Origin of the sequence: Sphingomonas sp. Leaf32 (genome assembly GCF_001421765.1) — a bacterium.
Lineage (GTDB): Bacteria > Pseudomonadota > Alphaproteobacteria > Sphingomonadales > Sphingomonadaceae > Sphingomonas.
Map to the genome: position 1 here is coordinate 1 of NZ_LMLA01000003.1, position 21,331 is coordinate 21,331.

Genomic DNA, 21,331 nt, shown 5'->3' on the forward strand with positions numbered 1-21,331 from the left:
CGCCATCGCCACTCGCTACGACCAGCTAGCCACCAGCTTTCTGGGCATGGTCCACCTCGCCACCGCAAGATACTGGCTCAAATTTGTCCACGCTGCCTAGTCGTTTTTCGCCAGCCACTCTTCCAGCCATTTGATCGTGTAGTCGCCCGCCTGGAACTGCGGATCGTCGAGCAGCGACTGGTGGAGCGGGATGGTGGTCTTCATCCCCTCGATCACGAACTCTTCCAGCGCGCGGCGCAGGCGCATCAGGCAGCGTTCGCGGGTGGTGCCGTACACGATCAGCTTGGCGATCATGCTGTCGTAATAGGGCGGCACCTTGTAGCCGGCATAGAGGCCGCTATCGACGCGGACGTGCATCCCGCCGGGCGCGTGGAAATGCTTCACCGTGCCGGGCGACGGCGCGAAGGTGCGCGGATCCTCGGCATTGATGCGGCATTCGATCGCGTGGCCGGTGAAGCGGATCTGTTCCTGCTCGCACGACAGGCCGTGCCCCTCCGCCACGCGAATCTGTTCGCGGACCAGGTCGATGCCGGTAATCATCTCGGTCACCGGATGTTCGACCTGCAACCGGGTGTTCATTTCGATGAAATAGAACTCGCCGTCTTCCCACAGGAATTCGATCGTGCCCGCGCCGCGATAGCCCATGTCGGCCATCGCCTTGGCACAGACCGCGCCCATGCGTTCGCGGTCGGCCTGTCCCAGCACCGGCGAGGGTGCTTCCTCCAGCACCTTCTGGTGACGGCGTTGCAGCGAGCAGTCGCGCTCGCCCAGATGGACCGCCTTGCCATTGCCGTCGCCGAACACCTGGAACTCGATATGGCGCGGGTTGCCGAGATATTTTTCCATGTAGACGGTGGCGTCGCCGAACGCGGCCTTCGCCTCGCTGCCCGCCTGCTGCATCAGCGTTTCGAGCTGGTCTTCCGACGCGCACACCTTCATGCCGCGCCCGCCGCCGCCCGACGCCGCCTTGATGATGACCGGATAACCGATCGACGCGGCGATCGCCTTCGCCTCCTCGACATCGGCGATCGGGCCGTCCGAACCGGGGACGAGCGGCAGGCCGAGCTTGCCCGCCGTCCGCTTCGCCTCGACCTTGTCGCCCATGATCCGGATATGCTCGGGCTTCGGGCCGACGAAGATCAGGTTGTGCAGTTCGACGATCTCGGCGAACTTGGCGTTTTCCGACAGGAAGCCATAGCCCGGATGGATCGCGTCGGCGCCGCTGATCTCGGCAGCCGAAATGATGTTCGGGATGTTGAGATAGCTGTCGGTCGCCGACGGCGGGCCGATGCAGATCGCCTCGTCCGCCAGGCGCACGTGCATGGCGTCGGCATCGGCGGTCGAATGGACCGCGACCGTCTTGATCCCCATTTCGTGGCAGGCACGATGGATGCGGAGCGCGATCTCGCCGCGGTTGGCGATCAGCAGTTTCTTGATGTCGGGCATAACGATCTTCCTACGCCACACAGCCCCCCGTTTGTCCTGAGTGCCATTGAGCCTGTCGAAATGGCGTATCGAAGGACGGATGCTTCGATACGGGCCTTCGACTTCGCTCAGTCCCTACTCAGCACGAACGGGGGTGGCTGGGTAATTACTCTACGACCACCAGCGGCTGGTCGAATTCGACCGGCTGGCCGTTCGACACCAGGATCTGCGTGACGGTGCCGGCAGCGGTGGCGATGATCGGATTCATGACCTTCATCGCCTCTACGATGACCAGCGTGTCGCCGGCGGCGACCTTCTGCCCGACCGTAATGAACGGCTTGGCTTCCGGATTGGCGGCCAGATAGACGGTGCCGACCATCGGCGAGGTGACCGGCGGCACGGCGCTGACCGGGGCGACGGCGGCGCCGGCCTCGATCGTGGTGGTCGCGGGCGCCGCGAGCTGCGGCTGCGGTGCGGGCGCATAGGCCGGGGCATAGCTCGCCGCCGCCTGTATCGGGGCGGGCTTGCGCACCACGCGGACCTTGCGCGCGCCGTCCTCCACCTCGACCTCGGTCAGGTCGGTTTCGTCCAGCACCTGCGCCAGCGCGCGGACGAGGTCGATGTCGACGCGCATCGCGTGGCTGGTGAACGGCGTTCCTTCGCCCTGATTGTCGTCTGCCATGGTAACCCCCAATGGTGTATTCTTAAAAAACCGCGCCCTTGTCAGATGCGGGCGGCCGCTTCAAGCGCGACCAGATAGGACAGTGCGCCGAACCCCGCCACCGTGCCGCGCGCGGCGCGCCCGACATAGCTGATGTGGCGGAAGTCTTCGCGGGCGTGCGGATTGGACAGATGGACCTCGATCACCGGGGTCTTCACCGCCTTGATCGCGTCGTGGAGCGCGATCGACGTGTGGGTATAGGCACCGGCGTTGAGCAGCACCGCCTTTGCCCCTTCCGCCTGCGCCTCGTGCAGCCAGTCGACCAGATGGCCTTCGTGGTTCGACTGGCGCAGGTCGATCGCGAGGTCCAGTTCGCGGGCGCGATCCTCCAGCATCCCGGCAATGTCGTCGAGCGTGTCCGAGCCGTAAATTTCCGGCTCGCGCAGGCCGAGCAGGTTCAGGTTCGGACCGTTGAGGACGAAGATGGTGGCGGGCAAGGCGGTGCTTTCGGTTGCGGGGGCTTGTCCGCCCTCCCTATATGCACCGCACCATACTCGGACCGGACACGCGAAGTCGATAGACGGCGTATCCACAGGAGACGACATGCACAGCGACGGCACCATCAGCATCACGGTCAATGGCGATCACATGCGCGTCCGCGACGGGCTGACCATCGCCGATCTGGCGGCGCAGATCGGGCTGGTGGCGGAAAAGGTCGCGGTCGAACGCAATCTGGAGGTCGTGCCACGCTCGACGCTGGCCGATGTCAGGGTGGAGGATGGCGACGAGCTGGAGATCGTGCATTTTGTCGGCGGCGGCGACCATCAGCCGGTCGCGCAGACGGCCGATACGTGGAGCGTGGCGGGCAGGACGTTTACGTCGCGGCTGATCGTCGGGACCGGCAAGTACAAGGATTTCGAACAGAATGCCGCCGCGGTCGCGGCATCGGGCGCGGAGATCGTGACCGTCGCGGTGCGCCGGGTGAACGTCAGCGATCCCAAGGCGCCGATGCTGACCGACTATATCGACCCGAAGAAGATCACCTATCTGCCCAACACCGCCGGTTGCTTCGACGCCGACAGCGCGATCCGCACGCTGCGGCTGGCGCGGGAAGCCGGCGGCTGGGACCTGGTGAAGCTGGAGGTGCTGGGCGAGGCGCGGACGCTGTATCCCGACATGGTCGAGACGCTGCGCGCGACCGAGGTGCTGGCGAAGGAAGGCTTCAAGCCGATGGTCTACTGCGTCGACGATCCGATCGCGGCCAAGCGGCTGGAGGATGCCGGCGCGGTCGCGATCATGCCGCTGGGCGCGCCGATCGGATCGGGGCTGGGCATCCAGAACCTGGTCACCATCCGCCTGATCGTCGAGGGCGCGACGGTGCCGGTGCTGGTCGATGCGGGCGTGGGCCAGGCGTCGGACGCGGCGGTGGCGATGGAGCTAGGCTGCGACGGGGTGCTGATGAACACCGCGATTGCCGAGGCGAAGGACCCGGTGTTGATGGCCGCCGCGATGAAGGCCGCGGTCGAGGGCGGGCGCATGGGCTATCTGGCCGGGCGGATGCAGCGGCGGCGCTATGCCGACCCGTCCAGCCCGCTGGCCGGGCTAATATGAAGCAGATTTCATGGAACAAGGCGGTTGCCGGGGCGGTTGTATCCGGGCAATCCAGCGAGGGTAAAGCCCCCGCACAACCGCAAGGAGCCGATCATGGGTGAATTCACCGACAAGCTGGCCGCCGCAGGCAACAAGGTCGCCGGCAACGTCAAGGAAGCCATCGGCAAGGCGACCGACAACGAGCGTCTGGAAGCCGAGGGCGAGGCCCAGCAGGCCAAGGGCACCGGTCAGGACGTCAAGGGCAGCGTCAAGGGCGCGCTTGGCGACAAGATCTGAGCTGACAGACACTGCGTACCGCCGATGTAGTGGCGGATGGTGTCCGAAAGGGTCGTTCCGGGAAACCGGAGCGGCCCTTTTCATGCTGGCCCCCGCACGTTCAGTGCCTATTCCCTTCCGCTGGGAAAGGTGTCACCCCGCGCGGCCTTTGATCGCTGTGGCCGCTTGCGTCTCCTGTCCCGCGCTACAACCAGAAGATACCAGCCTTCGCGGGGATGACGCTTGGTTCGAACGGGGCGGATCAGGTTCCAGCTTTTCGGACGATGCGCCGGTAGGGCTGCGGTCGGCGACGGCGTGGTTGGCGCAACATCTGTCGCAGGCTACCGCGCCGGACCGACCGGCGCGGTAGTCTTTCCGGTCAGAAGCGATAGCCCAGCCCGGCGACGACGTGATGGCGTTCGACGCCGGTTTCGATGCGATATTGGCCGACCGTGCCGCGGTCGGCGGCGTAATTGGTGTAGAGATATTCAACCTTGCCATAGGCGCGGCTGGTCAGGCCGAATTCGCCGCCGGCGCCGACGTGAAAGCCGTCGAGCCGGGTGAATTCGCGGATATTGTTCGCCGGTGTCGCCAGATCGCGCTGGTCGCGGCGGAATTCGCCGTTGCTGTAGCCGGCCTTCAGATAGACCAGCGAATTGGGTGCGGTGACGAAGCCGATGCGCGCGCCGACCGCGACCTCGCGCCCCGCCGACAGGCAATCCCGTGCGATCACGGTGCTGCCGGAAAACAGGTCGTCGCAGGTTTCGAAGGTCGATTTCGACAGGCCGGCATACAGGCCGACCACCGACGCGCCCGACAACACCATGTCATATCCGACTTCGCCGCCGTAAGTGACGCCGCTGTCGCCGGTGCTGGCCTCGGTGCGGGCCGATCCGTCATGCACTTCGGTCACGGCATCGACGCGGTCCCAGCCGGCACGCAGTTCGATGCGCGGGCCGAGCGGCGTTTCGACGATGCTCTGCGCGGCGGCCGGCATGGCAACGACGACGGCAAGGGTTGCGGCGATGATGGTCGCGACGGTCTTCACGGAAATCCCCCGGGAAATTGCTTCTGTCGCCGGGGGATAGGCAGGAAACGATACGATAGGCTTAACGCGCCCGCATCGCGGCAATGGTCGTGCCGTGGGTGATGACGTTCATGTCGGTCTTCAGATGCAGCAGCCGCACGCCGCTGCGCGCCAGCGCGCGGTCGAGCGCGGGGGCGAACCGGTCGGTCGTCTCGACCGTTTCGGCCCATGCGCCATAGGCACGGGCGAGCGCGGCGAAATCGGGGTTGGTGAGGGCGGTGCCGCTAACCCGCGCGGGATATTCGCGCTCCTGATGCATCCGGATCGTGCCATAGCCACCATTGTCGACCAGCAGGACCAGCACGTTGGCGCGATGCTGGATCGCGGTCGCCAGCTCCTGTCCGTTCATCAGGAAATCGCCGTCGCCCGCGATCGCGACCGCCAGCTTGGTCGGTTCGCGCAGCGCGGCGGCGACGGCGGCGGGCGTTCCATATCCCATCGCGCCGCAGGTCGGGGCGAGCTGCGTGCCGCTCCAGCCATAATGCCAGTAGCGATGCCACCAGCCGGAGAAATTGCCCGCGCCGTTGCAGATGATCGTGTCGTGGCCCGACAGCCGTTCGCGCATCGCCGCCACGCACGGCCCCAGATCGAGCGTCACGTCGCGGGGCGTGGGGGTGGACCATGCCAGCCACTCGGCATGGGCCTCCGCCGCGGCGGGGCGGGGTCGTGCGGGCGGTTCGGCGCGGGCGAGCATCGCGGCGAAGGCGAACGGGGTCGCGGCGACGGCAAGGTCGGCGCGGTACACCCGATCGAGTTCGGTCGGGTCGGGATGGACGTGGATCAGCGCCTGCCCCGGATGGTCGGGGGTGACGAGGGTATAGCCGTCGGTGGTCGCCTCCCCCAGCCGCGCGCCGATCACCAGCAGCAGGTCGGCATCCCTGATCCGCCGGATCAGCCTAGGCGAGGGGCCGTAGCCGAGATTGCCGGCCCATGCCGGACAGTCGTTGGCGATCGCGTCCTGCCGGCGGAACGCGCCGGCGACGGGGATGCCCCAGTCGTGCGCGAAGGCGGCGAAGGCGAACCCGGTCGCACCATCCCAGCCCGCCCCGCCGACGATCGCCACCGGGCGTTCGGCAGCACGCAGGCGGTCGAACAGTTCCGCGAAATCGTCGGGGTCGAGCGATGGTTCGATCGGCGACAGCGGCGGCCGGTCGGCGACGACCGCGCGTTCGCGCAGCATGTCTTCGGGCAGGGCGATCACCACCGGACCGGGGCGGCCGGAAGTGGCGGTGCGCCACGCGCGCGCGACATATTCGGGGATGCGTGCGGGATCGTCGATGCGCAGCACCTGCTTGGCGAGCGGTGCGAACATCGCCGGGAAGTCGACCTCCTGAAATCCTTCGCGGTCGCGCGCCGCCCGGTCGACATCGCCGATGAACAGCAGCATCGGCACCGAATCCTGCCGCGCGACATGCACCCCGATCGACGCGTTGGTCGCGCCCGGTCCGCGCGTGACGAAGGCGACACCAGGCCGCCCGGTCAGCACCCCATCGGCACAGGCCATGAACCCGGCCCCGCCTTCCTGCCGACAAGTCACCAGATCGATCGCGGGCGTGTCGTGCAACGCGTCCAGCACGGCGAGGAAACTTTCGCCCGGCACGTGGAAGATGCGGTCGCAGCCCTGCAGGGCAAGGGATTCGACGAGGATGCGGCCACCGGTGCGCGACTCTGTCATGCGGGCAGGCTAACCGCAGGTCGTGCGGGGCGCCAGCGCGTCGTGCCGGCGGGACAGCTTTCGACGCTTTCCAGCCATGAATCGTCACCCCGGACCTGATCCGGGGTCCCGTTTCTCACCACCCGCAGAAGAAGCGGGACCCCGGATCAAGTCCGGGGTGACGGCTGGGAGGTTCACGCCGATCAACGGCGATGCGGTCCGCGCCTGGGCACGCTGTCACGTCAAAAGTTGAAAGCCGGTTCAGCTTCTTGACCCGCCCGCGCGCCCATGCGTAATCCGGGCCGACGGAGTTGGGAGAGTGGCGATGAAGAAGCTGTATCCGAATGCGGAAGCCGCACTCGACGGGCTGCTGCACGACGGCATGACGCTGTGCGCGGGCGGGTTCGGCCTGTGCGGCATTCCCGAACGGCTGATCGATGCGATCCAGGCATCGGGGGTCAAGGACCTGACCATCGCCAGCAACAATGCCGGGATCGACGGACAGGGTCTGGGCAAGCTGCTGCGCAGCCGGCAGGTCAGGAAGATGATCTCCAGCTATGTCGGCGAGAACAAGGAGTTCGAGCGGCAATATCTGAGCGGTGAACTGGAAGTGGAGTTCTGTCCGCAGGGGACGCTGGCCGAACGCTGCCGTGCGGGCGGGGCGGGCATTCCGGGCTTTTATACTAAAACCGGGGTCGGCACGCTGATTGCCGAGGGCAAGGAAGTGAAGCAGTTCGACGGCGAGGATTATATCCTCGAACGTGGCATCCGCGCCGATGTGTCGATCATCAAGGGGTGGAAGGCCGACGAGGCCGGTAACCTGATCTTCCGCAAGACCGCGCGCAACTTCAACCAGCCGATGGCGACCGCCGCCAACATCTGCGTCGCCGAGGTCGAGGAAGTGGTGCCGGTGGGGTCGCTCGATCCGGATGCGATCCACCTGCCGGGCATCTATGTGAAGCGGATGATCGTCGGCGCGCCGTACGACAAGCAGATCGAGTTCCGTACCGTGCGGGAGCGGGCGTGATGGACTTGCCGGGATTATCTCGTATTCCCGCGAAGGCGGAAATCCAGGGTGATGCAGCACCTGTGGCTCTGGATACTCGCCTGTGCGGGAATACGGGTGGGGGGCAAGATGCCGTCACCAGCACTGTTCGTCACCCCGGACCTGTTCCGGGGTCCACCGTCCCGCAGAAGCTGCCCGATCCGCGTTCGCGGAACCGTGGACCCCGGAACAGGTCCGGGGTGACGATGGTGGGTAGGGTGACCCGTGCGCTGACCCTCGGCACCGCTGCGCTCGCCCTGTCGGGTTGCGTCGTCGCGGTCGGCAACCAGTCCGCTGCGCCGGTGGCGCCCGCCACGGTAGCGGGTGTGCCGGCGGGGATGCAGTATCTCTATGGATCGGGCGAGGCGGTGGCCGCCAGCCGACAGGCTTATGCGGCGCTGGTCCGCTATGTGCAGCAATATCAGCGCGATCGCACGACGCTGCGCCGGATGCCGTTGCAGGCAGTGCTGGCGTCGAACGCCACGCTGGCGATGCCGACGCAACTGCCCTGTACGGGCAAGTCGGCGGTGGTGTTCGATGTCGACGAAACCGTGTTGTTGAACACCGGTTACGAATATTCCGACGCGCGCGGCGGCCTGTCCTATGACGCGGCGCGCTGGGAACGGTGGGAGCGGTCGGACGGGCGCGCGACGCGGGCCGTGCCCGGTGCGATCGAGGCACTGGCGCAGTTGCGTGCGGCGGGGGTGACCGTCGTGTTCAATTCCAACCGCAATGCCACGACCGCATCCTATACCGAAGCGGCGCTGAACCGCGCCGGCCTAGGCCCCGCCAAACATGGCGAAACGCTGTTCCTGAAGGGGGATGCGCCGGGCGGGTCGGGCAAGGACGCAAGGCGGGCGCTGATCGCCTCCAAATTCTGCGTCGTCGCGCTGGTCGGCGATCAGCTCGGCGATTTCAGCGACCTGTTCAATGCCGGGCTGAAACCTGCCGAGCGCCGCTCCGCTGCGGACATGCTGGCGGTATCGGACCTGTGGGGCAATGGCTGGTTCGTGCTGCCCAACCCCGTATACGGCACCGCGCTGGCCGGTGATTTCGACGACGTGTTCCCCAATGATCTGCGCTGGAGCGATCCCGGCGCGCGCAAGGAGTAACCCCATGGCCTGGACCCGCGACGAGATGGCGGCACGCGCCGCGCGCGAGCTGAAGGACGGTTTCTACGTCAATCTGGGCATCGGTATCCCGACGCTGGTGGCGAACCATATCCCCGACGGCGTCGAGGTGACGCTGCAGTCGGAAAACGGGATGCTGGGCATCGGCCCGTTCCCCTGGGCCGGCGAGGAAGACCCCGACCTCATCAACGCCGGCAAGCAGACGATCAGCGAACTGCCGCAGTCGGTCTATTTCAGCAGCGCCGACAGCTTCGCCATGATTCGCGGCGGGCATATCGACCTGACCGTGCTGGGGGCGATGGAGGTGTCCGAGAAGGGCGACATCGCCAACTGGATGATCCCGGGCAAGATGGTGAAGGGGATGGGCGGCGCCATGGACCTGGTCGCCGGGGTCAAGAAGATCATCGTCGTGATGGAACACACGTCGAAGAACGGCGACCCGAAGTTCATCCCGGAATGCACGTTGCCGCTGACCGGGCTGGGGGTGGTCGACATGATCGTCACCGACCTGGCGGTGTTCGCGCGGGACGACCATGCAAGTCCGTTCCGGCTGATCGAAACCGCGCCGGGGGTGACGGCGGAGGAGGTTCGGGCGAAGACGACGGCGAAGTACGAGGGGTAGGGGAAGCAGGGTTTTCACGCGGAGGCGCGAAGGCGCGGAGAAGAAGGACGTTTTCGCGCAGAGACACAGAGACGCAGAGAGGTTCGGCGTGTGGCGATGGGGATCTGTCCGGCAAAGCCTTTCTTTCCGCTGCCCCGATGGCGGAAGGCCGCTGACGCGGCAGAAGGGGCGGTGCGGGCGCAACCTCTCTGCGCCTCTGCGTCTCTGCGCGAACCAATTCTGCTGCTTGTTCTTCGCGTGAATCGGCCTTTCGCTCGTCGAGGGCCGCGAGTAATAAAGTGTCGCGAGACCTTCCGTCGCCGACTGTTTTCGGTTAACGCGCGGGCATGAGCAGCCGTCCGCAAACCCTGTATGAAAAAATCTGGAACGACCATGTCGTCGAACGCCGCGATGACGGCACCTGCCTGATCTATATCGACCGGCACCTCGTTCACGAGGTCACCAGCCCGCAGGCGTTCGCCGGGCTGCGCGCCAATGGGCGCACCGTGCGCCGGCCCGACCTCACGCTGGCGGTGCCCGACCATAACCTGCCGACGACGCCGCGCGTCGATGCGGCGGGCCATCGCCTGCCGATCGCCGATCCGGCGAGCGCGCAGCAACTGGCGGCGCTGGAGAAGAACGCGCCCGATTTCGGCATTCGCTATATCGATGCGACGGCGGCCGAACAGGGGATCGTCCATGTCGTGGGGCCGGAACAGGGCTTCACCCTGCCGGGCACGACCCTGGTCTGCGGCGATAGCCATACCAGCGCGCACGGGGCGCTGGGCGCGCTGGCGTTCGGGATCGGCACCAGCGAGGTCGAGCATGTGCTCGCCACGCAGACGCTGCTGCTGCAACAATCGAAGACGATGGAAATCCGCGTCGACGGGACGCTGGGATACGGCGTGTCGGCCAAGGACGTCGTGCTGGCGATCATCGGCAAGACGGGTGCTGCGGGCGGCACCGGCTATGTCGTCGAATATACCGGCGACGTCATTCGCGCCCTGTCGATCGAGGGGCGGCTGACCGTCAGCAACATGTCGATCGAGGGCGGCGCGCGCGCCGGGCTGATCGCGCCGGACGACACGACCTTCGCCTATCTGAACGGGCGGCCGATGGCGCCGAAGGGCGACGCGTGGACCCAGGCGGTCGAGTATTGGCGGACGCTGCCGAGCGACCCGCAAGCGGTGTATGACAAGGTGGTGCAGTTGCACGCCAGCGACATCGCGCCGTCGCTGACCTGGGGTACGAGTCCCGAGGATGTCGTGCCGATCACCGGGGTCGTGCCCTCGCCCGACAGCTTCGCCGATCCGAGCAAGCGCGTCGCGGCGCAGAAATCGCTCGACTATATGGGCCTGACGCCGGGCACGCGGATGCAGGATGTGCCGGTCAGTTATATCTTCATCGGCAGCTGCACCAACAGCCGGATCGAGGACCTGCGCGCCGCCGCCAGCGTCGTGAAGGGGCGGCATGTCGCGGGCGGGATCAAGCAGGCGCTGGTCGTGCCCGGATCGGGGCTGGTCAAGCGTCAGGCCGAGGCCGAGGGGCTGGACCGCATCTTTACCGAAGCCGGCTTCGAATGGCGCGAACCCGGCTGTTCGATGTGCCTGGCGATGAACCCGGACAAGGTGCCGCCGGGCGAACGCTGCGCTTCCACCAGCAACCGCAATTTCGTAGGACGGCAGGGTCCGGGCGCGCGGACGCACCTGCTCAGCCCCGCCATGGCGGCGGCGGCGGCGGTGACCGGGCGGCTGGCCGATGTACGCGAACTGGTGACGGAGTAGGCAGATGAAGCGGGTTCTGGTCGCGTTGATCGCGGGCGCGGTGTTGAGCGGCATGGCGGCGGCCTATGCCTCGGTCCGTCCGGCCAAGGCGGCGACGCCGTCGTCACCGCGGACGGACGCCCGCCCGTGATCGCACGGTTCGCGGCGGCGGCCGCGTTGCTGCTGACGATGGGACAGGCGCCTGCGCCCGCGCCCAGGGGTGCCGATGTCGAGCTGTGGCGGCTGGATTGCGGGCAGGTGCAGGTCAACGACCTCAATGCCTTTTCCGACACGCTGGCCTATTCGGGGCAGAAAAAGCGGCTGGTCGTCAGCTGCTATCTGATCCGCCATGGCAGCGAGTATCTGCTGTGGGACACGGGCCTGCCCGAAGCGGTGATCGGCAAGCCGGTGAGCAGCACCGATGCGATGTCGCCGATCCTGACCACGACGATCAAGAAGCAACTGGCGCAGATCGGCGTGAAGCCTGAACAGATCGGTCGCGTCGGCATCAGCCATTATCATTTCGACCATAGTGGTCAGGCGGCGGGCTTTCCGGGCGCGACGCTGTTGATCGGCAAGGGCGATGTCGATGCACTGACGACGGGCAAGCCCGGCACCAGCACCGAACCGCTCAAGCCGTGGTTCGGCGGCGGCGCGAAGATCGAGGGCGTCGACGGCGACAAGGACGTGTTCGGCGACGGCAGCGTCACCATGCTGAACCTGCCCGGCCATACCCCGGGGCATCACGCGCTGCTGGTGGTGCTGAAGAACAAGGGGCCGGTATTATTATCGGGCGACCTCGCGCATTTCCGCGAGAATTATGACAGCAACGGCGTGCCGCCGTTCAACACCGATCGCGCGGCCACGCTCGCCTCGCTCGACCGGTTCAAGCAGCTGGCGGGCAATGTGAAGGCGACCGTGATCCTGCAACACGAAGCGAACGACGTGGCCAGGCTGCCGACGTTCCCGGCATCGGCTCGCTGATGGAGCCGATCACCAAGGTCGAAGGGCGCGCCTATCCGTGGGGCGCCAAGAATATCGACACCGACATCATCATCCCGGCGCACTGGCTGAAGACCACCACCCGCGAAGGGTTGGGCAAGGGCGCGTTCGAAAGCGTGCGGGCGGAACCGGGCAATATCTTCGACGATCCGCGCTATGCCGGGGCGCCGGTGCTGATCGCGGGGGAGAATTTCGGCTGCGGGTCGAGCCGCGAACATGCCGCATGGGCGCTGACCGACATGGGTGTCCGCGCGGTGATCGCGCCGAGCTTTTCCGACATCTTCTCCGGCAACGCGATCAAGAACGGCATCGTGACGGTCGTGTTGCCGCAGGAGGCGATCGACCGGCTGGTCGCGGTCGCGGAGACCGACACCGTCGCCGTCGATCTGGAGACGATGACCGTCACCACGCCGTACCAGGACCGGTTCCCCTTCGACCTCGATCCCTTTCGTCGCCAGTGCCTGATGGAAGGGCTGGACGAGATCGGCATGACGCTGGCACAAGATACCGCGATTTCGAAATACGAGTCCGGTGTGGCGGCGGCCCGACCGTGGCTCCATGGGGAGAGCGGTGATGCGGGCGTTGTTGTCGAAGGAAGCAGGCGGGCCTGACACGCTGACCATCGGCGACCTGCCCGAGCCGGAGCCGGGCAGGGGGCAGGTCGTCGTCGCGGTGCGGGCGTGTGCGGTCAATTATCCCGACGTCCTGATAATCGAGGATAAATACCAGTTCCGCCCCGCACGGCCCTTTGCGCCGGGCGGTGAAGTGGCGGGCGTGATCGAGCGCGTCGGCGAGGGCGTAACCGACTGGGCGGTCGGCGACCGGGTGATCGCGGTCACCGGCCATGGCGGGATGGTCGAGAAGCTGGCGGTCGCGACGCCCATGCTCCACCGCCTGCCACCAAACCGTAGTTTCGAAGAGGGCGCGGCGCTGCTGCTGGCCTATGCCACCGCGACCCATGCGCTGGTCGATCGCGGGCGGATCGCGCAAGAGCAGACGCTGCTGGTGCTGGGCGCGGCGGGGGGCGTCGGGCTGGCGACGATCGAGCTGGGCAAGGCGTTCGGCGCGCGGGTCGTGGCGGCGGTATCGTCGGAGGAAAAGGCAGCCGCCGCGCGGGCGGCGGGGGCGGATGACGTGGTGGTCTATCCCTACGCACCGCTCGACCGGGACGCGTCCAAGGCGCTGGCGGAGGCGTTCAAGGCGGCGGTCGGCCCCAACGGCGCGGACATCGTGTTCGATCCGGTCGGCGGCGACTATGCCGAACCGGCGCTGCGCTGCGTCGGATGGGAGGGCCGTTATCTGGTGGTCGGTTTCCCGGCGGGCATCCCGAAGCTGCCGCTCAACCTGACGTTGCTCAAAAGCTGCGACGTGTGCGGCGTGTTCTGGGGCGCGTTCGCGATGCGCGATCCGGCGGCGAATGCGGCGCATGTGGCGACGCTGTTCCGGCTGTGGGACGAGGGCAGGATTTCGCCGCGGGTGACGGGGACGTTCCCGTTGGAGCGCGGCGGCGAGGCGATCGCGGCGCTTGCCGGCCGGCAGGTCATCGGGAAGCTGGTGGTGGTGCCGTAAGCGGTTTTCACGCGGAGGCGCGGAGGAAGAAGAAGGCAGGTTTCGCGCAGAGACGCGGAGACGCAGAGGGGTTGTGAAGCCGGCAGCGTCAGCCTTTCCGGCAAAGCCCTGTAATTCCGCTGGTGGGATAAGAGCCGCTTTCGCGGCGGGCACTTGTCCTCTGCGTCTCCGCGCCTTCGCGTGAAACCTTTCCCGATCGTCCGTCGGGCAATCGGCGGTGGCGGTCGATGGAGGCCGCTTGCACGGGCGTTGCGCGTAACCCTGTCGCGTCCTATCTCGCGGGGAAGGGATGCGTAGGGGAATGCGATGACGATGTTCGATGACCGGGAGCGTGCGTTCGAGGCCAAGTTTGCCCGCGATGGCGAAATGGCGTTCCGGGTCACGGCGCGGCGCAACAAGCTGCTGGGCCAATGGGCGGCCGGGCGGATGGAGCTGACCCCCGCCGAAACCGATGCCTATGCGACCTCGGTCGTGCAGGCCGATTTTGAGGAAGTCGGCGACGAGGACGTGCTCCGCAAGTTGCTGTCCGACCTGTCGGCGGCCGGCGTCGACTGCGACGAGGCCGTGATCCGGCAGGCGATGGCCGATTGCGATGTCGAAGCGCGTCGCCAGCTCCTCGGGAGCATCTGACATGCCGATGGAGGCACAGGCGATCGAGGCGCTGATCGTGGCGGCGATCCCCGATGCGGTGGTCGAGATCACCGATCTGGCTGGTGACGGCGACCATTATGCCGCGCGGGTCGTGTCGGAAAGCTTCCGGGGCAAGCCGCGCATCGCGCAGCAACGCGCGGTCTATGCCGCGCTCGGCGGGCGGATGGGCGGCGAACTCCACGCGCTGCAACTGACCACCGGCGTTCCCCAGACCTGAATTGCCTACGCGGCTGCCAAAAGGAAATGACGATGACCGACGATACCAGTGCCCGCATCGATGCGGTGGTGAAGAACAACGATGTGGTGCTGTTCATGAAGGGCAGCCCGCTGTTCCCGCAATGCGGCTTTTCCAGCCGGGCGGTGGCGATCCTGAACCACCTGAACGCACAGTTCGAAAGCGTCGACGTGCTGCAGGACCAGGGCATCCGCCAGGGGATCAAGGCCTATTCGGACTGGCCGACCATCCCGCAGCTCTATGTCGGCGGCGAGTTCGTCGGCGGATCGGACATCATGATGGAAATGTACGAGAGCGGCGAGCTGGCCGAGCTGCTGGGCGGCAAGGCAGCCTGAGGGCTGGGGTGTAGCCCTGCAGGCGTGGTGGGCAGAAGATCCGGCGACGCGGCTTGGGACCGAGCGACCTTCGGCTATTCCCGGTTTTGTTCCTGATCGCCGCCTCCATCCCCTTCGTCACCCCGGACTTGTTCCGGGGCCCACGGCGCGGCAATCGGTGCGGTGTGCGCCTCTATCGACCGCGATTGCGGCTCGGTGGACCCCGGAATGAATCCGGGGTGACGATAGGCCGGTGAATATTGATCCGTCCTTAGTCGAGGCGACGGTTTGGGGCGGGGGTGCCCTGCCTTCAGTGAAACAGAAGAAGTGGAACCCCGGATCAAGTCCGGGGTGCCGTGGAACGGCAGTTTCGCCACGAACCACGCCCCCTCCCCCCACCGGGGAGGATTTGCTACGGCACATCCATGGCCGCACCGACCACCCCCCGCATCACCCGCCGCACCCTGCTGATCGGCGGCGGAGCCGGGGTGGGGCTGGTCGTCGCCTGGGGGCTGTGGCCGCGCCGCTATGGCGTCAACCTAGCGGCGGCGGAGGGGGAGAGCATCTTCGGCCCCTATCTGAAGATCGGTGCCGACGGGCAGGTGACCGTCGCGGTGCCGCAGGCCGAACATGGCCAGGGCGTCTATACCGCCATGCCGCAGATCGTCGCCGATGAACTGGGCGCGGACTGGCGCACGGTCGCGGTGGAGGCCGCGCCGATCAACCCGCTCTATGCCAATCCGCTGGCCGCCGGCATCCTATTCGGCGATGCGCTGGCGCTGCTGCCGGCCGCGACGCGGGCGACCCATGCCGAGCGCACCGCGCTGATGCTGACCGCCGGGTCGACCTCGATCCGCCGGTTCGAAGGGCCGCTGCGGGAAGCAGGGGCGGCGGCGCGGGTGTTGCTGTGCAAGGCGGCGGCGCGGGGCTGGGGCGGGGACTGGCGCAGCTGCGGTACCGCCGATGGCTTCGTGGTCATGGGCGATCGGCGCGAACGCTTCGGCGCGCTGGCCGAGGCGGCGGCGCGCGAGAGCCTGCCGGGCGGTGAACTACCCTATCGCATCGGCGACGAAAAACGGCTGGTCGGCACCGCCCAGCCCCGGCTGGACGCGCCGGCGAAGGTCGATGGCAGCGCGACCTTCGCCGCCGATGTCCGCAAGCCGGGCATGGTCTTCGCCTCGATCCGGCAGGGACCGATCGGCGACACGCGGCTGCTGAGCGTCGACAAGGCGGCGGCGGATGCGGTGCCGGGCGTCGTCAGCGTGATCGAGACCGATCGCTGGGTCGCCGCCGCCGCCACGACCTGGTGGGCTGCCAATCGCGCGGTCGACGCAATGGCGCCACGGTTCGAGACGCACGGGCTGGTCGATGACGCATCGATCGCCACCGCGCTCGACACCGCGCTGTCGGGCGAGGGTGCACGGGTGCACGAGGCGGGCGACGTCGATGCGGCGTTTGCGGGCGGGCGGACGCAGACCGCGACCTACCGGGTCGGTGCGGCGCTGCATGGTGCGATCGAGCCGACCTGCGCCACCGCCGAATGGAGCGACGGCACGCTGACCCTGTGGATGCCGACCCAGGCCCCGACGCTGGCCCGCGCCGCCGCCGCGCGGGCGATCGGCATCGCCGAGGATCGGGTCGTGCTGCACCCGACCATCGCCGGGGGATCGTTCGGCGCGAACCTCGACCACCGAGTCGCTGAACAGGCGGCGGTGCTGGCGCGCAAGCTGGAAAAGCCGGTGCAGCTCACCTGGTCGCGGGGCGAGGATTGTCTGGCGGACCGCTACCGCGCGCCCGCCGCCGCGCGGATGACGGCGCGGCTGGGGCGGGGGGGCGCGATCCTTGGCTGGCGGGCGCAGGTGGCGGCGCCGCGCACGGGGCGTGATCTGGCGCGGTTGCTGCTGGGTGGCGATGTTGCGGCCTCGCTGGCCATGGCGTTGCCGGGCGACCGGGGCGATGCGCTGGCGACCGATGGCGCGGTGCCGGCCTATGGCATCCCCAACCTGGCGGTCGATCATCACCCGGCCGAACTGGGCCTGCCCGCCGGATGGTGGCGGTCGGGCGCGCATAGCTATACCGCGTTCTTCACCGAATGCTTCCTCGACGAACTGGCCGGGTTCGCAGGCATGGAAGCGCATTCGTTCCGTATCGCGATGCTGGGCGGCGACGTGGCGCTGGCCCGCTGCTTGTCGACCGTCGCGACGATGGGCGGGTGGCAGGGCGGGGTGCCGGGCAGCGCGCAGGGCATCGCCTGTCACCGGATGCGCGGATCGGCCATCGCCTGCATGGCGGAGGCGCATATCGGCGACGATCAGCGGGTGAAGGTCGATCGGCTGGTCGTCGCGGTCGATTGCGGGCGGGTCATCAACCCCGATCTGGTCCGGCAACAGATCGAGGGCGGGCTGATCTTCGGCATGGCGATGGCGACCGGGGCGTCGACGGGGTTCGAGGCGAACCTGCCCGGCGTGCGCGGTTTCGGCGGGCTGAACCTGCCACGTCTGGCCGACAGTCCGGAGATCATGATCGAGATCGTCGAGTCCGACGCCGATCCGGGCGGGGTCAGCGAACTGGCGGTGCCGGTGGTGGCACCGGCCATCACCAACGCGCTGCACGCGGCGACCGGGCGGCGCTATCGGTCGTTGCCGTTGCTGGGGTGAGGCGGGCGTTCAGGCAGGAAGAGGGTTCACGCGAAGGCGCGGAGACGCGAAGGAGTTGCGCGGCAGGACGCCGCACCCGCGCCAGCGGCCTCCTCCCGCATGGTCAGCGAACGATGTCGTCTCCCGATCGCGAAGCGACGCCACGGACGCAACCCCCTTCGCGTCTCCGCGCCTTCGCGTGAAACCGAATCCTTCTTCCCCTTTCCCCGCCCCAAAATACAGCTTGCCCCGAACCGCCGCGTCGCGCGTTAACCCGGCCCATGAACCTGCCGTCGAATCATCCCGCCATCCCGAAGCGCCGTGTTGGCGTATTGCTGATGAACCTCGGCACGCCCGACGATCCCAGCCCGCGATCGGTCAGGCGCTACCTGGCCGAGTTCCTGTCCGACCGGCGCGTCGTGGAACTTCCGCCGATCGCGTGGCAGCCGATATTGCGCGGTATCATTCTGAATACGCGTCCGAAAAAATCGGCGCACGCCTATCAGCAGGTCTGGAGCGAGCGGGGTTCGCCGCTGGCCGCGATCACGCGGGCGCAGTCGGAGGCGATGCAGGGCGCGTTCGGCGACGGCGTGGTGATCGACTGGGCGATGCGCTATGGCAATCCGTCGATCGCGAGCCGGATCGAGTCCCTGCGCGAACAGGGCTGCGACCGCATCCTGCTGGCGCCGCTCTACCCGCAATATTGCGCAGCGACGACGGCGACCGCCAACGACAAGGCGTTCGCCCATCTGGCGAAACTGCGCTGGCAACCGGCGATCCGTACGCTGCCGCCCTATTATGACGATCCGCTCTACATCGATGCGCTGGCGAGCACGCTGCGGGAGGATCTGGCGAAGCTCGATTTCGAACCCGATGCGATCGTCGCCAGCTTCCACGGGATGCCCAGGCGCACGCTGCAACTGGGCGACCCCTATCACTGCCACTGCCAGAAGACCGCGCGGCTGGTGCAGGAAGCGCTCGGCCGTCCGCTGACGATCGCGTTCCAGTCGCGCTTTGGCCCCGCCAAGTGGCTGGGTCCCGCGACCGACGAGACGCTGGTCGAACTGGCGAAGGCGGGGAAGCGGCGCGTCGCGATCTTCGCACCGGGCTTTTCGGCGGATTGTCTGGAGACGCTGGAGGAACTGGCGATCCGGGGCAAGGAGAGCTTCGAGGAAGCGGGCGGGACCGATTTCGCGTATCTTCCGTGCCTGAATGCCGAACCCACGGGCAATAAAATGTTGCGCAACATTATCGCGCGCGAACTTGCGGGATGGATCGACGCGGCCTAGCAGGGTCGAAACGTTCGTAGGAGAGAATGCATGGCACGGGTAGCGATCGTCACCGGCGGCACGCGCGGGATCGGCGAGGCGATCAGCCTCGCGCTCAAGGACATGGGCGTCACCGTCGCCGCCAACTATGCCGGCAACGACGAAAAGGCGAAGGCGTTCACCGACCGCACCGGCATCGCCGCGTTCAAGTTCGACGTGGGCGATTTCGAAGCGACCCAGGCCGGCGTGAAGGCGATCGAGGAAGCGATCGGCCCGGTCGATATCGTCGTCAACAATGCCGGCATCACCCGCGACGGCACGCTGCTGAAGATGACGTACGACATGTGGGACGACGTCATCCGCACGAACCTGGGCGGGTGCTTCAATCTCGCCAAGGCGACCTTTCCCGGGATGCGCGACCGCAAATGGGGCCGCATCGTCAATATCGGGTCGATCAACGGCCAGGCCGGCCAATATGGCCAGGTGAACTATGCCGCCGCCAAGTCCGGCATCCATGGCTTCACTAAGGCGCTGGCACAGGAAGGCGCGCGGTTCGGCGTGACGGTCAACGCGATCGCGCCGGGCTATATCGATACCGACATGGTCGCGGCGGTGCCGGCCGACGTGCTGGAAAAGATCGTGGCGAAGATTCCGGTCGGGCGGCTCGGTCAGGCGAGTGAGATCGCGCGCGGCGTCGCGTTCCTGTGTTCGGAGGAAGGCGGCTTCGTCACCGGTTCCACGCTGAGCATCAACGGCGGCCAGCACATGTATTGATCGGGCGACGCGGGGGCTGTCCCTCGCGTCACCCCCACAGGCCGGCGGCTGCGATCAGCGCCGCCCCTGCCAGGATCGCGGCGGCGATCCAGCGCGGCCCCGCCCGGTCGGGTGCTACCACGACTGGCACCGCCGGCTCCGCCTCCAGCCGCCGGACCAGCAGCCGCAGCAGGCGCGGCGCATCGTCGCCGATCCGGCCCAATTCCCATGCCAGCCCCTGCGCGACCGGTCCCCAATGGTCCGCCGACAGCCGCGCGCGGACGATGCGCAGGCTGGCACGGCGCAGGGCGGCCGACAGGTCGAAATCGGGCTGGATCGCGGCCAGCACGCCGTCGATGGTGACGAGCGCCTTGAAGATCAGCAGCAGGTCGCTGGGCATCACCAGTCCCGTCTCCCGCATCACCGCCAGCAGGTCGGTGACGATCGCGCGCAGCACCAGCTGTCCGCCATGCCGGGCGACCAGCCGGTCGGCGGCGGAGCGGACCGCATCGGGCGCGACGCCGGCCCCCGCCGACCATGCGGCCAGGATGTCGGCGAGCAGGGCGGGGTCGCCGCGTTGCAGGGACTGGACGAAGCCGACGAACTCCTCACGCCGGCGCGGCGACACATGGCCGATCATGCCGAGGTCGAGCAGCGCGATGCGGTTGCCGCTCAGGCACAGGAGGTTGCCGGGATGCGGATCGGCATGGAAGCGCCCGTTGATGAGCACCATGTCGAGCACGACGTCCGCCCCCAGTGCCGCGATGGCGGCGGGATCGATGCCGGCGGCGCGCAGCGGTTCGGGACCGGTCGGGCGCACGCCGTCGACATAGTCCATCACCAGCAGCGCGTCCGACGTAAATTGCCAGTGGATCGCCGGCACGACGACACGCGGCTCGTCGGCGAAATCGGCGCGCAGCCGGTCGGCGTTGCGCCCCTCCTGCGTGAAATCGCCTTCGTCCAGCATCGCGGCGGCCAGTTCGCGGACCAGTGCGACGGGCTGGAACCGCCGCGTCTCGGCACTTGCCCGTTCGGCCAGCGCCGCCCCTTGCGCGATCAGCCGCAGGTCTGCCTCGATCCGGGGGCGGATGCCCGGGCGGCGAATCTTCAGGACGACCGGGCGTCCGTCGTGCAGCGTGGCGCGGTGGACCTGCGCCATCGATGCGGCGGCGAGCGGTTGCGGATCGAAGGTCGCGAAGGCGGTTTCGGGCGGTTCCCCCAACGCTTCCTCCACCGCGCCGCGCAGGTCGTCGAACGGCAGCGTCGGGGCGCTGCTGTGCAGTCGTTCGAACTCTGCGATCCAGTCGGGCGGCAACAGGTCGCCGCGCGTGGCGAGGATCTGGCCGAGCTTCACGAAGGTTGGCCCCAGCGCCTCCAGCGCCAGCCGGGTGCGGCGCGGCAGGTCGGCGGGGGCGTCGGCGCCGTCGCCGTCCGCCCCCAGTCCGAACCGCGCGGCAAGGATGCCGAGGCCGAAGCGCCCGGCGACCTGTGCGATTTCCTGCAACCGATGGCGGTCCCGCCCGGCGACGATCAGCGTCTGCAACATGGGCGGCAGTCTAGGCCCGATCGACATTCAGCTACTCCCGGTGTCGTTCCTCATCGACGGACCCGCCCTCTTCGTCGCCCCGGACGTGTTCCGGGGTCCACGGCGCGTCAATCGGTGCAGTTCGA

Annotated in this window: 22 protein-coding genes; 16 read left to right on the forward strand and 6 right to left on the reverse strand. The window is 67.6% G+C overall.

The window, feature by feature from the left end:
- Positions 1 to 96 precede the first annotated feature (96 nt).
- From accC to aroQ, 3 genes are all read right to left on the reverse strand, one after another.
- A complete protein-coding gene (accC, locus tag ASE83_RS06035; RefSeq protein WP_055786523.1) occupies positions 97 to 1,446 on the reverse strand; it encodes an acetyl-CoA carboxylase biotin carboxylase subunit in 1,350 nt (449 codons plus the stop codon).
- 145 nt (positions 1,447 to 1,591) lie between these two features.
- Positions 1,592 to 2,107, reverse strand: coding sequence for an acetyl-CoA carboxylase biotin carboxyl carrier protein (gene accB, locus ASE83_RS06040; protein ID WP_055786520.1), 516 nt, complete (start codon positions 2,105 to 2,107; stop codon positions 1,592 to 1,594).
- Between the two features lie 41 nt (positions 2,108 to 2,148).
- Complete coding sequence (gene aroQ, locus ASE83_RS06045) at positions 2,149 to 2,583, reverse strand: type II 3-dehydroquinate dehydratase (protein WP_055786517.1); 435 nt, start codon at positions 2,581 to 2,583, stop codon at positions 2,149 to 2,151.
- Positions 2,584 to 2,689: 106 nt separating this feature from the next.
- Between aroQ and thiS the strand changes: the two genes are divergently transcribed.
- Positions 2,690 to 3,697 carry a sulfur carrier protein ThiS gene (gene thiS / locus ASE83_RS06050; RefSeq protein ID WP_082443152.1) on the forward strand — a complete coding sequence of 336 codons (1,008 nt, stop codon included), beginning with the start codon at positions 2,690 to 2,692 and terminating at the stop codon, positions 3,695 to 3,697.
- A 93-nt stretch (positions 3,698 to 3,790) separates the two neighbouring features.
- Positions 3,791 to 3,973 (forward strand): CsbD family protein, encoded by a 183-nt coding sequence (locus ASE83_RS06055; RefSeq protein ID WP_055787668.1) that lies wholly within the window; start codon positions 3,791 to 3,793, stop codon positions 3,971 to 3,973.
- Positions 3,974 to 4,331: 358 nt separating this feature from the next.
- Here the strand turns inward: ASE83_RS06055 and ASE83_RS06060 are convergent, their stop codons facing one another.
- Both ASE83_RS06060 and ASE83_RS06065 read right to left on the reverse strand, forming a co-directional pair.
- Positions 4,332 to 5,000, reverse strand: coding sequence for an outer membrane protein (locus ASE83_RS06060; RefSeq protein WP_055786515.1), 669 nt, complete (start codon positions 4,998 to 5,000; stop codon positions 4,332 to 4,334).
- Between the two features lie 61 nt (positions 5,001 to 5,061).
- The gene (locus tag ASE83_RS06065) at positions 5,062 to 6,714 is read right to left on the reverse strand and encodes a thiamine pyrophosphate-binding protein (protein ID WP_055786512.1); all 1,653 of its coding nucleotides are present in this window, start codon (positions 6,712 to 6,714) and stop codon (positions 5,062 to 5,064) included.
- A 304-nt stretch (positions 6,715 to 7,018) separates the two neighbouring features.
- On the opposite strand from ASE83_RS06065, the gene ASE83_RS06070 reads away from it, so the two are divergent.
- The 14 genes from ASE83_RS06070 (at position 7,019) to phbB (ending at position 19,681) form a co-directional block, all read left to right on the forward strand.
- Entirely contained in the window at positions 7,019 to 7,720 is a 702-nt protein-coding gene (locus ASE83_RS06070) for a CoA transferase subunit A (protein ID WP_055786509.1), read from the forward strand.
- Positions 7,721 to 7,956: 236 nt separating this feature from the next.
- Entirely contained in the window at positions 7,957 to 8,850 is an 894-nt protein-coding gene (locus ASE83_RS06075; protein WP_235513107.1) for a 5'-nucleotidase, lipoprotein e(P4) family, read from the forward strand.
- A gap of 4 nt (positions 8,851 to 8,854) precedes the next feature.
- The gene (locus ASE83_RS06080; RefSeq protein ID WP_055786506.1) at positions 8,855 to 9,490 is read left to right on the forward strand and encodes a CoA transferase subunit B; all 636 of its coding nucleotides are present in this window, start codon (positions 8,855 to 8,857) and stop codon (positions 9,488 to 9,490) included.
- A 326-nt stretch (positions 9,491 to 9,816) separates the two neighbouring features.
- Positions 9,817 to 11,253 (forward strand): 3-isopropylmalate dehydratase large subunit, encoded by a 1,437-nt coding sequence (gene leuC, locus ASE83_RS06085; RefSeq protein ID WP_055786503.1) that lies wholly within the window; start codon positions 9,817 to 9,819, stop codon positions 11,251 to 11,253.
- Positions 11,254 to 11,257: 4 nt separating this feature from the next.
- Positions 11,258 to 11,383, forward strand: a complete 126-nt coding sequence (locus tag ASE83_RS19030) for a hypothetical protein (protein WP_268794965.1) — start codon at positions 11,258 to 11,260, stop codon at positions 11,381 to 11,383.
- Between the two features lie 38 nt (positions 11,384 to 11,421).
- Complete coding sequence (locus ASE83_RS06090; RefSeq protein ID WP_055787662.1) at positions 11,422 to 12,216, forward strand: N-acyl homoserine lactonase family protein; 795 nt, start codon at positions 11,422 to 11,424, stop codon at positions 12,214 to 12,216.
- A complete protein-coding gene (gene leuD, locus ASE83_RS06095; protein ID WP_055786500.1) occupies positions 12,216 to 12,845 on the forward strand; it encodes a 3-isopropylmalate dehydratase small subunit in 630 nt (209 codons plus the stop codon). Before ASE83_RS06090 ends, leuD begins: the two co-directional genes overlap by 1 nt.
- A complete protein-coding gene (locus tag ASE83_RS06100; protein WP_200921843.1) occupies positions 12,808 to 13,803 on the forward strand; it encodes an NADPH:quinone oxidoreductase family protein in 996 nt (331 codons plus the stop codon). Before leuD ends, ASE83_RS06100 begins: the two co-directional genes overlap by 38 nt.
- 306 nt (positions 13,804 to 14,109) lie before the next feature.
- Positions 14,110 to 14,433, forward strand: coding sequence for a DUF1476 domain-containing protein (locus tag ASE83_RS06105; RefSeq protein ID WP_055786496.1), 324 nt, complete (start codon positions 14,110 to 14,112; stop codon positions 14,431 to 14,433).
- Between the two features lies 1 nt (position 14,434).
- Positions 14,435 to 14,671, forward strand: coding sequence for a BolA/IbaG family iron-sulfur metabolism protein (locus tag ASE83_RS06110; RefSeq protein ID WP_055786494.1), 237 nt, complete (start codon positions 14,435 to 14,437; stop codon positions 14,669 to 14,671).
- Positions 14,672 to 14,703: 32 nt separating this feature from the next.
- The gene (grxD, locus tag ASE83_RS06115) at positions 14,704 to 15,024 is read left to right on the forward strand and encodes a Grx4 family monothiol glutaredoxin (protein WP_055787658.1); all 321 of its coding nucleotides are present in this window, start codon (positions 14,704 to 14,706) and stop codon (positions 15,022 to 15,024) included.
- A 404-nt stretch (positions 15,025 to 15,428) separates the two neighbouring features.
- Positions 15,429 to 17,660 carry a xanthine dehydrogenase family protein molybdopterin-binding subunit gene (locus ASE83_RS06120; RefSeq protein WP_055786491.1) on the forward strand — a complete coding sequence of 744 codons (2,232 nt, stop codon included), beginning with the start codon at positions 15,429 to 15,431 and terminating at the stop codon, positions 17,658 to 17,660.
- Positions 17,661 to 17,920: 260 nt separating this feature from the next.
- Positions 17,921 to 18,928: a ferrochelatase gene (hemH, locus tag ASE83_RS06125; protein ID WP_055786488.1), complete on the forward strand. Its 1,008-nt coding sequence runs from the start codon at positions 17,921 to 17,923 to the stop codon at positions 18,926 to 18,928.
- A gap of 30 nt (positions 18,929 to 18,958) precedes the next feature.
- On the forward strand, positions 18,959 to 19,681 hold the full coding sequence (phbB, locus tag ASE83_RS06130; RefSeq protein ID WP_055786487.1) for an acetoacetyl-CoA reductase: 723 nt from the start codon (positions 18,959 to 18,961) through the stop codon (positions 19,679 to 19,681).
- A 28-nt stretch (positions 19,682 to 19,709) separates the two neighbouring features.
- On the opposite strand, the gene ASE83_RS06135 is transcribed toward phbB, so the two are convergent.
- Positions 19,710 to 21,206, reverse strand: coding sequence for an ABC1 kinase family protein (locus ASE83_RS06135; RefSeq protein ID WP_055786484.1), 1,497 nt, complete (start codon positions 21,204 to 21,206; stop codon positions 19,710 to 19,712).
- Between the last annotated feature and the right edge of the window lie 125 nt (positions 21,207 to 21,331).

Bases quoted from the DNA above. Each gene is read 5' to 3' on its own strand.
- phbB (WP_055786487.1), top strand. From the start codon at position 18,959: ATGGCACGGGTAGCGATCGTCACCGGCGGCACGCGCGGGATCGGCGAG.
- ASE83_RS06080 (WP_055786506.1), top strand. From the start codon at position 8,855: ATGGCCTGGACCCGCGACGAGATGGCGGCACGCGCCGCGCGCGAGCTG.
- ASE83_RS06055 (WP_055787668.1), top strand. From the start codon at position 3,791: ATGGGTGAATTCACCGACAAGCTGGCCGCCGCAGGCAACAAGGTCGCC.
- accB (WP_055786520.1), bottom strand. From the start codon at position 2,107: ATGGCAGACGACAATCAGGGCGAAGGAACGCCGTTCACCAGCCACGCG.
- ASE83_RS06065 (WP_055786512.1), bottom strand. From the start codon at position 6,714: ATGACAGAGTCGCGCACCGGTGGCCGCATCCTCGTCGAATCCCTTGCC.
- ASE83_RS06100 (WP_200921843.1), top strand. From the start codon at position 12,808: ATGCGGGCGTTGTTGTCGAAGGAAGCAGGCGGGCCTGACACGCTGACC.
- leuD (WP_055786500.1), top strand. From the start codon at position 12,216: ATGGAGCCGATCACCAAGGTCGAAGGGCGCGCCTATCCGTGGGGCGCC.
- leuC (WP_055786503.1), top strand. From the start codon at position 9,817: ATGAGCAGCCGTCCGCAAACCCTGTATGAAAAAATCTGGAACGACCAT.
- ASE83_RS19030 (WP_268794965.1), top strand. From the start codon at position 11,258: ATGAAGCGGGTTCTGGTCGCGTTGATCGCGGGCGCGGTGTTGAGCGGC.
- ASE83_RS06070 (WP_055786509.1), top strand. From the start codon at position 7,019: ATGAAGAAGCTGTATCCGAATGCGGAAGCCGCACTCGACGGGCTGCTG.
- hemH (WP_055786488.1), top strand. From the start codon at position 17,921: ATGAACCTGCCGTCGAATCATCCCGCCATCCCGAAGCGCCGTGTTGGC.
- thiS (WP_082443152.1), top strand. From the start codon at position 2,690: ATGCACAGCGACGGCACCATCAGCATCACGGTCAATGGCGATCACATG.
- ASE83_RS06120 (WP_055786491.1), top strand. From the start codon at position 15,429: ATGGCCGCACCGACCACCCCCCGCATCACCCGCCGCACCCTGCTGATC.
- ASE83_RS06135 (WP_055786484.1), bottom strand. From the start codon at position 21,206: ATGTTGCAGACGCTGATCGTCGCCGGGCGGGACCGCCATCGGTTGCAG.
- ASE83_RS06105 (WP_055786496.1), top strand. From the start codon at position 14,110: ATGACGATGTTCGATGACCGGGAGCGTGCGTTCGAGGCCAAGTTTGCC.
- accC (WP_055786523.1), bottom strand. From the start codon at position 1,446: ATGCCCGACATCAAGAAACTGCTGATCGCCAACCGCGGCGAGATCGCG.
- grxD (WP_055787658.1), top strand. From the start codon at position 14,704: ATGACCGACGATACCAGTGCCCGCATCGATGCGGTGGTGAAGAACAAC.
- ASE83_RS06110 (WP_055786494.1), top strand. From the start codon at position 14,435: ATGCCGATGGAGGCACAGGCGATCGAGGCGCTGATCGTGGCGGCGATC.
- ASE83_RS06090 (WP_055787662.1), top strand. From the start codon at position 11,422: ATGGGACAGGCGCCTGCGCCCGCGCCCAGGGGTGCCGATGTCGAGCTG.